The organism is Streptomyces sp. NPDC050703, from assembly GCF_040654435.1.
GTDB lineage: Bacteria > Actinomycetota > Actinomycetes > Streptomycetales > Streptomycetaceae > Streptomyces.
The window spans coordinates 39,641-51,105 of the sequence record NZ_JBFAHX010000049.1; the positions used below are offsets into that span (position 1 = coordinate 39,641).

At 71.7% G+C, this 11,465-nt stretch carries 9 protein-coding genes; 3 read left to right on the plus strand and 6 right to left on the minus strand.

What is annotated here, in order from left to right:
• Positions 1-15 precede the first annotated feature (15 nt).
• The 3 genes from AB0I16_RS31020 to AB0I16_RS31030 all read right to left on the minus strand — a co-directional run bounded on the left by AB0I16_RS31020 (position 16) and on the right by AB0I16_RS31030 (position 2,559).
• Positions 16-1,206 (minus strand): lipid-transfer protein, encoded by a 1,191-nt coding sequence (locus AB0I16_RS31020; RefSeq protein ID WP_363252971.1) that lies wholly within the window; start codon positions 1,204-1,206, stop codon positions 16-18.
• Entirely contained in the window at positions 1,203-1,649 is a 447-nt protein-coding gene (locus tag AB0I16_RS31025) for a zinc ribbon domain-containing protein (RefSeq protein WP_363252959.1), read from the minus strand. Before AB0I16_RS31025 ends, AB0I16_RS31020 begins: the two co-directional genes overlap by 4 nt.
• Before the next feature lie 103 nt (positions 1,650-1,752).
• Positions 1,753-2,559 carry a M15 family metallopeptidase gene (locus AB0I16_RS31030; protein ID WP_363252960.1) on the minus strand — a complete coding sequence of 269 codons (807 nt, stop codon included), beginning with the start codon at positions 2,557-2,559 and terminating at the stop codon, positions 1,753-1,755.
• 72 nt (positions 2,560-2,631) lie between these two features.
• Here AB0I16_RS31030 and AB0I16_RS31035 point away from each other — a divergent pair, with 72 nt between their 5' ends.
• Positions 2,632-3,165, plus strand: coding sequence for an NUDIX domain-containing protein (locus AB0I16_RS31035; RefSeq protein WP_363252961.1), 534 nt, complete (start codon positions 2,632-2,634; stop codon positions 3,163-3,165).
• A 102-nt stretch (positions 3,166-3,267) separates the two neighbouring features.
• Here the strand turns inward: AB0I16_RS31035 and AB0I16_RS31040 are convergent, their stop codons facing one another.
• Entirely contained in the window at positions 3,268-5,628 is a 2,361-nt protein-coding gene (locus AB0I16_RS31040; RefSeq protein ID WP_363252962.1) for a glycoside hydrolase family 31 protein, read from the minus strand.
• Positions 5,629-5,843: 215 nt separating this feature from the next.
• Between AB0I16_RS31040 and AB0I16_RS31045 the strand changes: the two genes are divergently transcribed.
• Positions 5,844-7,829, plus strand: a complete 1,986-nt coding sequence (locus tag AB0I16_RS31045; protein WP_363252963.1) for an acetoacetate--CoA ligase — start codon at positions 5,844-5,846, stop codon at positions 7,827-7,829.
• 85 nt (positions 7,830-7,914) lie between these two features.
• Positions 7,915-8,808: a hypothetical protein gene (locus AB0I16_RS31050; protein ID WP_363252964.1), complete on the plus strand. Its 894-nt coding sequence runs from the start codon at positions 7,915-7,917 to the stop codon at positions 8,806-8,808.
• Between the two features lie 61 nt (positions 8,809-8,869).
• Here the strand turns inward: AB0I16_RS31050 and ptsP are convergent, their stop codons facing one another.
• Both ptsP and AB0I16_RS31060 read right to left on the minus strand, forming a co-directional pair.
• On the minus strand, positions 8,870-10,540 hold the full coding sequence (ptsP, locus tag AB0I16_RS31055) for a phosphoenolpyruvate--protein phosphotransferase (protein ID WP_363252965.1): 1,671 nt from the start codon (positions 10,538-10,540) through the stop codon (positions 8,870-8,872).
• Positions 10,541-10,616: 76 nt separating this feature from the next.
• The gene (locus tag AB0I16_RS31060; RefSeq protein WP_363252966.1) at positions 10,617-11,066 is read right to left on the minus strand and encodes a PTS glucose transporter subunit IIA; all 450 of its coding nucleotides are present in this window, start codon (positions 11,064-11,066) and stop codon (positions 10,617-10,619) included.
• Between the last annotated feature and the right edge of the window lie 399 nt (positions 11,067-11,465).

An 11,465-nucleotide genomic window follows, 5' to 3' on the forward strand; every position in this document is an offset into this window, starting at 1 on the left:
CCGCGCACGGCGTGCCTAGCGCACGGCGACCACCGAGGACCCGTGGCCGAAGAGGCCCTGGTTGGCGGTGACCCCGACGCGGGCCCCCGCCACCTGCCGGGCCCCGGCGACGCCCCGCAACTGCCAGGTCAGCTCGCACACCTGGGCGATGGCCTGTGCGGGGACGGCCTCTCCGAAGGAGGCGAGACCTCCGCTGCTGTTCACCGGCACGCGCCCGCCCGGAGCCGTCGCCCCGTCGCGCAGCAGCTTGGCCCCCTCACCCTCGCCGCAGAGCCCCAGATCCTCGTACCACTGGAGCTCCAGCGCGGTGGACAGGTCATAGACCTCCGCGAGCGATACGTCCTCGGGGCCTATGCCCGCTTCCTCGTACGCCGTATGCGCGATGGACGCACGGAACGTCCGGCCGGCGGGGGCGACGGCGACGGCCGAGTCCGTGGCGATGTCCGGCAGGTCGAGCACCGTGTTCGGATAGGTGGGCGTGACGGTGGAGACCGCGCGGACCCGCACGGGGTCGGGCGCCCCGTGCCGCCGAGCGAACTCCATGCTGGACAGGACGAGCGCTGCCGCGCCGTCCGACGTGGCGCATATGTCGAGCAGCCGCAGCGGATCGGCGACGACGGCCGATGCGGCGACCTCGTCGGCCGTGACGGGGTTGCGGTAGCGCGCGTACTCATTGAGGGCGCCCGCCGCCGCGTTCTTCACCTTGACCTGTGCGAAGTCCTCCAGTGTGTCGCCGTGGACGGCCATCCTGCGCCGTGCGTAGAGCCCGAAGTAGGCGGGGTTGGTCGCGCCGAGGACCCGGAAGCGCAGCCAGTCGGGATCGTCCGGTCTGTCCCCGCCCGCGGGCCGGAAGAAGCCCTTCGGCGCCGCGTCGGCGCCGACCACCAGGACGACGTCGGTCATGCCCGCGAGGATCTGCGTACGAGCGGTGGAGATGGCCTGGGCGCCGGACGCGCACGCCGCGTACACGCTCGCCACGCGGGCCCCCTGCCAGCCGAGCGCCCTGGCGAACGCGGCCCCCGCCACATACCCCGGATAGCCGCCCCTGACCGTGCCCGCGCCGACGATGGAGCCCACGGAACGCCAGTCGACCCCGGCGTCCGCGAGCGCCGCGCGGGCCGCCGCCACTCCGTACTCGACGAAGCCGCGGCCCCACTTGCCCCAGGGGTGCATGCCCGCGCCGAGCACCGCCACCTCGCCGGTCATGCGCTCACCCCCACGGGCCGCCAGTGCCAGGTCGTCCACGTCGTCCGGCCGTCCTCGTGCAGTACGCCGGGGACGACCTCCACCTCCATGCCGACCTCCAGGTCGTCGGCATGGACGCCGGGAGCGGCCTGCCCGAGTACCACCATGCGCTCCGCCGCCAGCTCCACCGCGATCAACGTGTAGGGCTGCCAGGGAAGTTCCGGGTCGGAGACGTAGGGCGCGGGCGGGCGGTAGCGGCCGTCGGTGTACGACCAGACGAGGCCGCTCCGCGACAACGGCACCTCGGTGAGCTTCCCGCCTTCACAGCCGGGATCGCGGCAGTGGGCGTCCTCACGGGGGAAGAACACCGCGGCGCACGCCGAGCAGCGTGTGCCGAGCAAGCGGAACTCTTCCCCCTCCCCGGCGAACCAGTTCGCCACTACCGGTGTGCGTGTGCGCGACAAGGCTCCTCCTGGCGTCCACCGTCGACCGGTACAACTGACGGCCCGTCAGGAGTGTGCCACGGGCGCTCCGGTTCCGTCAGGGGGGCCGTCCCGCCCGGCGCCGCTACGAGCCCTGGAGCGACCTCGGCGAGACGGGGAAGTCGAAGTAGGTGTCCGGGAACAGCTCGGGCTTGTACGTGAAGTGCCACCACTCCTCGGGAAGGTTGACGAAGCCCTGCTCGGCCAGCGCGTTCCGCAGCAGGTCCCGGTGGGCACGCTGCCTGCCCTCGACGCGCGGGTCGTCCGTGTGCGACAGCGTGTCGAAGCAGTCGAACCCCGTCCCCATGTCCACGGAGTTGTCCGGGAAGCGCTCGCTCGCCGGGCCGAAGCACGGCTTCAGCGGCTCACCGGGGATGTACGGGCGCGTGGGCAGGGCCGGGAGCCGCACGATGGTCAGATCCACCGTCGAGCCGCGACTGTGCCCGGACTTCTCCGCGATGTAGCCGTCCGCGAAGAGCCGGTCCTTGCCGACACGGGGATAGAACTCCTCCTTCATGCGCTCGTCGCCCAGGTCCTCGGCCCAGCGCACGAAGTGATCGACGGCCCGCTGGGGCCGGTAGCAGTCGTAGACCTTCAGGGAGTACCCCTTGCGCAGGAGCGAACGCTGGGCCTTGTGCAGCGCCTTCGCCGCGGGCTTCGTGAGGATGCACATCGGCTTCCTGTAGCCGTCGACGGGCTCACCCACGAAGTTGTGCCGGGTGGTGTACCGCATCTCCTGAATGATCGTCGGGTCGACGTCGCGCAGCGCGACGAACTCTTCCGGAGCCTTCGGTTCGGGCTTCGCGTGCGCGGGGGAGGGGGCCACGGCCACGGCCAGCAGGGCGGCGGCGGACACGGCGAGATACCGCAGAGCGGGGACAAAAGCTGTCATGCCCCCTGCGTCTATCAGGACCATGGCCCACCAGGGAAGACCGACGCCACGAAGATCGGATACAGTCCGCGCGTGTCCGTATCCCCACACCCAGCCAACTCCGTCCAGGGCTCCCACTGTTCGAGCTGTGGAGCACCCTACGAAGGCCATGTCTCCGGCTGGCCCCGCACCTGCGCCGCCTGCGGGGCCGTGGCCTACCGCAACCCGCTGCCCGTGGCAGTGGCCCTCCAGCCGGTGTACGACCGCCAGGGCACCGGCCTGGTCGTCGTGACCCGGACGATCCCTCCCGCACTCGGGGGCATCGCCCTGCCCGGCGGCTTCATCGACGACCGGGAGGACTGGCGCGACGCCGTCGTCCGTGAGCTCAAGGAAGAGACCGGCATCTGCGCCCAGAGCCGTGACGTCCGCCTGGCCGACGCCATGAGCGCACCCGACGGCTACCTCCTGCTCTTCGGCCTCCTCCCCGAGCGCCCGGCAGCCGACCTGCCGGCCAGTACGCCGACGGACGAGACGGAGGGCTGGGCCGTCCTGCGCCACCCGGACGAGCTGGCCTTCCCACTGCACACACTGGCCGCACAGGCGTTCTTCGAGGGCCGCTACATCTGAGAGTCCGCCTCCCGAACCGGCCCGGCCCCGCCCACGCGCGCGGTCGGGCCCGGCGCGGACACGGGCGGGCCGGGCCGCTGCCCGGCCCCGGCGAGGCCCGGCTCAGTCACCCAGCCCCCGCACCCGCACCGGCAGATCCACGGGGCCCCCGCCCTCGGCGCCCTCCCTCTCGACGCGTACGCGGCCCCCCTCCCAGCGGACCGTGAAGCGTTCGAGGTCCGCCTCCTCCCACCCGTCACCGGCGTCGGCGACCATGAGGCCGCCGCCCGTGGCACCCGGTACCGGAGCCCACGCCTCCAGCTCGACCCCGTCGCCGCCGCGCACCGGAAACACCGTGCCCGCGCGCGCGAGCACCGGGACACGCGACAGCGGCGCGTCGAGGCGGACCTGCCCGGGCCCCTCGTACGCCCTGCCCGTCGCCGTCTCGTACCAGCGCCCCCGCGGCAACCGCACCGTCCGCTGCCGCGCGCCGTCCTCCAGGACAGGGGCCACCAGCAGGGAGTCGCCCAGCAGGAACGCGTCCTCGCAGTCGCGCAGCGCCCTGTCGTCGGGAGAACCCCACCACAAGGGACGCACATAGGGAGCACCCGTACGCCGCGCCAGATGCGCCAGCGTCACGAAGTAGGGCAGCAGCCGCCTGCGCTCCTCAAGCGCCACGCGCGCGTGCCCCAGCACCTCCGCACCGAACTCCCAGGGCTCGCGCCGCCCGGCGTCGATCGCCGCGTGCGTACGGAACAGCGGCAGATACGACCCCAGTTGGAACCAGCGCAGATACAGCTCCGGGGAAGGGCTCCCGTCGAAGCCGCCCACATCAGGGCCCGAATACGGAACACCGCACAGGCCGAGCCCCAGCACCAGCGACAGCGACGCCCGAAGCCCCGGCCACCCCGTGGACACATCGCCGGACCACGTCCCTCCGTAGCGCTGCATGCCCGCCCACCCCGAACGCGAGAACAAGAAGGGCCGCTTCTCGGGAAGCAGCGAGCGCAGCCCCTCGTACCCCGCACGTGCCATCGCGAGGCCGTAGACGTTGTGCGCCTCCCGGTGGTCCCCGCCGAGCCCCTCCAGGGCATGCCGCGCCGAACGGGGCAGCGTCGGCTCACCGAACGCGGCGAACGACACCGGCTCGTTCATGTCGTGCCAGAACCCGGCGAACCCCTGCTCCAGACGCTCCTCGTACAGCCCCGACCACCACTTGCGCGCGCGTGGGTCGGTGAAGTCGGGATACACCGACTCGCCCGCCCACACGACACCGCGCACCGGCCGCCCCGCCGCGTCCCGCACGAAGGCCTCGGCCTTCACCCCGCCCTCGTACAACTCGACACCGGGCTCCGCCTTCACCGCCGGATCGACGATCGAGACGAGCTTGATCCCGCTCTCGCGCAGCTCCTGGGCCAGCTTCGGCAGCGCGGGGAAACGCTCCTTGTCGACGGTGAACACCTGATGCGCCTCATAGTGGTCGATGTCCAGGTGGACGGCGTCCAGCGGCAGCCCGCGCTCCCGGTAGCCGGCGACGATCCGCCGCACCTCCCGCTCACTGCCGAACCCCCACCGCGCGTGATGGTGCCCGAGCGCCCACGTCGGCGGCAGCGCGGGAGGACCGGTGAGCGAGGCCCACGTGTGCAGCACGCGCGCGGGGGTGCCGACCATGGCCCAGCACCGCAGCGGACCGCCGTCCATCCGCACCTCGCACGACCCCGCCCGGTCATGCCCCGAACCCGCCCCCACCGCGCCCTCACGCAGCGAGACGGCGCCCTCCCACGTGTTGTCGTGGAAGACCAGATGCGTACCCGCGTCGGCCACCACCATCTGCACCGGCATCGTGATGTACAGCGGATCGTCCCCCGGCCCGAAGGAGCCACCGGGATCGGTGTTCCACAGCCGGTACGTGCCGCTCCGCAGCCGCGGCCCGCCGGACCGCCCGCCGAGCCCGAAGAACCGCGCGTCCGCGGCCACCTCGGAGCGCTGCACCCAGCGCGCCGCGCCGCCCTCGGCCGGCTCCCACCAGCGGGGCGGCAGATCACGCCGCAGCATCACGCCGCCGGGCGTGCGCAGTTCCACGGAGCCGTGCCGTGACACCACCACCGTCGTACGCTCCGACACCACGCGCCAGCCGCCCTCCTTGTCGGGCTCCAGGACCGCCCGGGGATCGGGCTCGGGACTCCCGCACGCCAGCGCGTACGACGGCTCGGGCTCCGCGCCGTCCCACCCCCAGAAGACGGCACCCCCGGCCGTCACCCGCACCCGCAGCTCGGACCGGGCGAACCGCACCACACCACCACCGGGCCCCGGCTCCACCTTCGCCACGGGCCCCGGCACCCGCGCGCGCTCGGCACCCCGGGGGGACAGACCGGCCGCGTCCGCCCGCCATCTGCGCCACGACGAGCGCACCGTGCGCAACCCCCGCGCCGTGCCGACCATGCCGACCGCCTTCACCGAACGCACCAGGTCACGACCGTCCATAGTGCTCACCTTGCCATCGAAAAGGCCGCGAGTACGCTCCGTTCAGCAGCCGTTCACCTGGGGTACGGACACATGACCGGAGGGCCGACTGTGTGAGGCAGACCCTGGTGCGGCAGTCGATCACATGGCATCGTCCCCTCCAGCCGTGTTCACGCGCACATCCAGCACGTGCGCACTCCACACGCATACGACGCGTACAGTCCGGGAGCCGCCCCATGACGTCCTCAGCGAACCCTGCGCCGCTCTGGCAGCCGAGCCCGGAGAGGATCGCGGAAGCGCAGGTCACCCGGTTCCAGACCTGGGCCGCCGAGCACCACGGGGCCCCCGCCGACGGCGGCTACGAAGCGCTGCACCGCTGGTCGGTCACCGATCTCGACACGTTCTGGAAAGCCGTCACCGACTGGTTCGACGTCCGCTTCACCACCCCCTACGCGCGCGTGCTGGGCGAGCGCACCATGCCCGGCGCCCAGTGGTTCCCCGGATCGACCGTCAACTACGCGGAACACGCCCTGCGCACCGCCGAAGACCCCGCGCGCGCGGACACCCCCGCGCTCCTGCACGTCGACGAGAGCCACGACCCGCGCCCCGTCACCTGGGCCGAGCTGCGCCGCCAGGTCGGCTCCCTGGCCGCGGAACTGCGCGACCTCGGCGTGCGGCCCGGCGACCGCGTCAGCGGCTACCTGCCGAACATCCCGCAGGCCGTCGTCGCCCTCCTCGCCACCGCCGCCGTCGGCGGCGTCTGGACCTCCTGCGCCCCCGACTTCGGCGCCCGCAGCGTCCTCGACCGCTTCCAGCAGGTCGAGCCGGTCGTCCTGTTCACCGTCGACGGCTACCGCTACGGTGGCAAGGAACACGACCGCCGCGACACCGTCGCCGAACTCCGCTCCGGACTGCCCACCCTCCGCGCGGTCGTGCACATCCCGCTGCTCGGCACCGACGCCCCCGAAGGCACCCTGGACTGGTCGGCCCTCACCTCGGCCGACGCGGCACCCGTCTTCGAAGCGGTGCCCTTCGACCACCCCCTGTGGGTGCTGTACTCCTCCGGCACCACAGGGCTGCCCAAAGCCATCGTCCAGTCCCAGGGCGGCATCCTCGTCGAGCACCTCAAGCAGCTCGGCCTGCACTGCGACCTCGGCCCCGACGACCGCTTCTTCTGGTACACCTCCACCGGCTGGATGATGTGGAACTTCCTCGTCTCCGGCCTCCTGACGGGCACCACGATCGTCCTGTACGACGGCAGCCCCGGCCACCCCGACACCGGCGCCCAGTGGCGCATCGCCGAACGCACCGGAGCCACCCTCTACGGCACCTCCGCCGCCTACGTCATGGCCTGCCGCAAAGCCGGCGTCCACCCGGCCCGCGACTTCGACCTCTCGCGCGTCAAGTGCGTCGCCACGACCGGCTCCCCCCTGCCTCCCGACGGCTTCCGCTGGCTGCGCGACGAGTTCGCCGGCACCCCGGGCGGCCTGTGGACCGCCTCGGTCAGCGGCGGCACCGACGTCTGCTCCTGCTTCGCGGGCGCCGTACCCACCCTCCCCGTCCACATCGGCGAACTCCAGGCCCCCTGCCTCGGCACGGACCTCCAGTCCTGGGACCCCCAGGGCAAGCCGCTCGTCGACGAGGTCGGAGAACTCGTCGTCACCAACCCGATGCCGTCCATGCCCATCCACTTCTGGAACGACCCGGACGGCACCCGCTACCACGACAGCTACTTCGACACCTACCCCGGCGTCTGGCGCCACGGCGACTGGATCACCCTCACCTCACGCGGCTCCGTGATCATCCACGGACGCTCCGACTCCACGCTCAACCGCCAGGGCGTCCGCATGGGCTCCGCCGACATCTACGAAGCCGTCGAACGACTCCCCGAGATCCGCGAGTCCCTCGTCATCGGCGTCGAACAACCCGACGGCGGCTACTGGATGCCACTCTTCGTCCACCTCGCCCCGGGCGCCACCCTCGACGACACCCTGCGCGACAGCATCAAGCGCACCATCCGCGAACAGCTCTCCCCGCGCCACGTCCCCGACGAGGTCATCGAGGTCCCCGGCGTCCCGCACACCCTCACCGGCAAGCGCATCGAGGTCCCGGTCAAGCGCCTCCTGCAGGGCACCCCGCTGGACAAGGCGGTCAACGCGGGATCGGTCGACGACGTCAACCTCCTGAGGTTCTACGAGGATCTCGCCCGCAAGCGCTCCTGACGGTCGTCCCCGCAGCTCAGCGCCCGTTGTCAGTGCCCCCGGTTACGGTGAGTGAGCATTGATCGACCGAGCGCAGGGGGACATGATGGCGCCAACCCGTCACGACACGATGCGACGCGCACTGCGCCGCGAAGTCGCCGGAACCATCGGCCTGTTGGCCGACGAGGAGGACTTCGCGGCCATGCGCCGCTACCGCACCTTCACCTTCGACGACCACGACACCTACCTCCAGCAGGTCGAAGCCCTGCTCAGAACCCTCGCCGCCCAGGGCCGCCACACCGCCGTCGTCCTCTTCGACCCCGAGGAGTACGAGGAGTACTGCGCGGAGGCGGGCCTGAACCCCGACACCCCCGACAGCCGCACCCGCTTCACCGCCGAACTGGCGTCGGGCGGCCCCACCGTGCCGTACGAGGGCCAGCCCCTCACCGACCTCCTTCCCGACCTGGTCGACGAGGCGGTCCGCAAGGCCACCTGGGAGTACGCGACGATGGCGCTCGCCCGCAGCGGCACCTGCGCCACCTGCGGCGAGGACATCGGACGGGCCGCCTTCGCCCGCGCCTCACAGCTGATCACCCGCGCCGTGGACACCTCAGCACCCGGCACCCGGCATCTGGTGTGCAGCGTCCCGGCGGAGAACCAGACACTCCTCGCCGCCCTGCACATCGAGATCGAAGCGGACGGCAGCGCCCGGCTCGACGACACCGAGGCCCTGGAATTCGCCACGGTCCTCGCGGTCGGCGTCGCCACACGGCGCGCGGCCGGCATGGTGCTGCGCACCAGCGCCGAAGGCACCCGGGACCGCGTCCAGGGCTGGCGCATGCACGAGGGCCGCTTCCTGCCTCTCACCGCGGCCGAGGTCTTCGACGCCTACTGCACCGACGCCATCACCGGAGAACTGATCTCCCCGGAGTCCGGCGTCGACTACTGCGCGGCCTTCGCCCTCGAAGACGAGACACCCGAGGAGGGACACACCCACTGAACGCCCGAGGGGCGCCCCACCCCATCGGGTGGAACGCCCCTCGGCGAGAAGAACAGCTCGGCTACTCGCCGGACAGCACCGCCTGGGCGGCCTTGCGGGCCTCCTCGGCGGTGTCCACGGCACGCGCCGCCGACGCCGCACGCTCGCACTGCGCCAGCGTGTACTTGCCGAGCGTCGCCCGCACGTAAGGAATGGACGCGGCACCCATCGAAAGGGAGGTGACACCCAGACCGGTGAGCACACAGGCGAGCAGCGGGTCGGACGCGGCCTCACCGCACACACCACAGCTCTTGCCCTCGGCACGCGCCGCCTCGGCGGAGAGCGCGACCAGGTCGAGCAGCGCGGGCTGCCACGGGTCCTGAAGCCGGGACACGGCACCCACCTGCCGGTCGGCGGCGAAGGTGTACTGCGCGAGGTCGTTCGTGCCCAGCGAGAGGAACTCGACCTCCTGGAGGATCGAGCGAGCCCGCAGAGCCGCCGAGGGAATCTCGACCATGGCACCGAACTTCGCCCGCAGACCGGCCTCGCGGCACGCGTCCGCGAACGCCTTGGCGTCCGTGCGGTCCGCGACCATCGGGGCCATGACCTCAAGGTAGACGGGCAGGCCCTCGGACGCCTTGGCCAGCGCGGTGAGCTGCGTGCGCAGCACCTCCGGGTGGTCGAGCAGCGACCGCAGGCCACGCACGCCGAGCGCCGGGTTCGGCTCCTCGCCCGGCGTCAGGAAGTCCAGCGGCTTGTCCGCGCCGGCATCCAGGACGCGCACGACGACACGACCCTCGGGGAAGGCCTCAAGCACCTTGCGGTACGCCTCGACCTGCGCCTCCTCCGACGGCGCCTTGCTGCTGTCGTCGAGGAAGAGGAACTCGGTACGGAACAGACCCACACCCTCGGCGCCGGCCTCCACCGCGGCCGGCACATCGGCGGGACCGCCGACGTTCGCGAGCAGCGGCACCTTGTGGCCGTCGGACGTGGCACCCGGACCGGTCGACGCGGCCAGCGCCGCCTTGCGCTCCGCGGCGGCGGCCTCAAGCTGCGCCCGCTTCTCCGCACTCGGCTCCACGAAGATCTCACCGGTGCTGCCGTCGACGGCGACGACGCAGCCCTCGGCCAGCTCCCCGGCACCGGGCAGCGCCACGACGGCCGGCACACCGAGCGCCCGCGCGAGGATCGCGCTGTGACTGGTGGGCCCGCCCTCCTCGGTGACGAAGCCGAGGACGAGGGCCGGGTCGAGCAGCGCGGTGTCGGCGGGAGCGAGGTCACGCGCGATCAGTACGTACGGCTCGTCGCTGTCCGGCACACCCGGCATGGGAACACCGAGCAGCCGGGCGACGATGCGGTTCCGCACGTCGTCGAGGTCCGCCACGCGCCCGGCCATGTACTCACCGGCACCGGCCAGCAGTTCCCGGTAGTGGGAGAACGCGTCGTAGACGGCACGCTCGGCCGTGCTGCCGACGGTGATGCGCCGGTCGACGTCGGCGATGAGCTCCGGGTCCTGGGCGATCATGGCCTGTGCCTCAAGCACCGCCTGCGCCTCGCCCCCGGCCAGATTGCCGCGCGCCATCAGGTCGGCGGCCACAGCTTCCACGGCCTGGCGGGCGCGCCCCTGTTCGCGCTCCGCCTCCTCCGCGGGAATCTGCTTGGCCGGCGGCTCGAGAACGGCCGTCCCCATGTGCCGGACCTCGCCGATCGCCACACCGTGGCTGACACCGACGCCTCGCAGCGTTGTCTCCATCAAACCCGTCTCCGATAGTGCGGCGGAACGGCCGCCGCGATGGTTGTACTGTCCGCCGTCAGTGACGGCGATGACGTCACTGCCAGCTGAAGAGTTCGTCGCCGGCCTTGACCTCGCCGGCCTCGACCAGTGCGGAGAGGGACTCGGCCGTGGCTTCGAGCGCCACGATCGGGCAGACCGGGGACTTGCCCGCGGCCTCGACGGCGGCCGGGTCCCAGCGGACCACGGACTGACCGCGCCGAACGGTGTCCCCCTTGTTGACGAGGAGCTCGAAGCCCTCACCATTCAGCTGGACGGTGTCGATGCCGAGGTGGGTGAGGACGCCGTGACCCTGGTCGTCCACCACCACGAACGCGTGCGGGTGGAGAGAGACGACGATGCCGTCCACCGGGGAGACCGCCTCGGAAGCCTCGCGCACGGGGTCAATGGCCGTGCCGGGACCGACCATCGCGCCTGAGAACACGGGATCCGGTACTGCGGCGAGTCCGATGGCGCGTCCTGCAAGCGGGGACGAAACGGTGGTCATGGCAAGCCTCCCAGGGGTGGAGATTCGTGGCCGTCGTCGCTACCTGTCCTGGACGACGCGCGCTGTTCAGAAGCGTAAGTCATGAGAAGTCCCGGTTCCGCATGAGTGGTACCGGTTGACAGACGTAGAGGCACAGCACGAACGATTTGCGCCCGCCGAGGACGCGATGTAGAGTCGTAGACCTGCCTGAGGCCATGGAGCGCGGTCAAGCGCCCCGCCTCGGCGGCACCCATCAGATCAGATCCTATCCTTGAGTCTGGTTCCGCATGTCTGCGGTGACCGTGGTCAGGGAGACGGACAAGACCTGATAAAGTCGGAACCGCCGGAAAGGGAAACGCGAGAGCCGAAAGGCCGAGCGGGAACCGGAAAGGCGCCGAGGAAATCGGACACGAAAGAGTC

Bases quoted from the DNA above. Each gene is read 5' to 3' on its own strand.
- ptsP (WP_363252965.1), bottom strand. From the start codon at position 10,540: ATGGAGACAACGCTGCGAGGCGTCGGTGTCAGCCACGGTGTGGCGATC.
- AB0I16_RS31050 (WP_363252964.1), top strand. From the start codon at position 7,915: ATGGCGCCAACCCGTCACGACACGATGCGACGCGCACTGCGCCGCGAA.
- AB0I16_RS31060 (WP_363252966.1), bottom strand. From the start codon at position 11,066: ATGACCACCGTTTCGTCCCCGCTTGCAGGACGCGCCATCGGACTCGCC.
- AB0I16_RS31020 (WP_363252971.1), bottom strand. From the start codon at position 1,206: ATGACCGGCGAGGTGGCGGTGCTCGGCGCGGGCATGCACCCCTGGGGC.
- AB0I16_RS31045 (WP_363252963.1), top strand. From the start codon at position 5,844: ATGACGTCCTCAGCGAACCCTGCGCCGCTCTGGCAGCCGAGCCCGGAG.
- AB0I16_RS31030 (WP_363252960.1), bottom strand. From the start codon at position 2,559: ATGACAGCTTTTGTCCCCGCTCTGCGGTATCTCGCCGTGTCCGCCGCC.
- AB0I16_RS31040 (WP_363252962.1), bottom strand. From the start codon at position 5,628: ATGGACGGTCGTGACCTGGTGCGTTCGGTGAAGGCGGTCGGCATGGTC.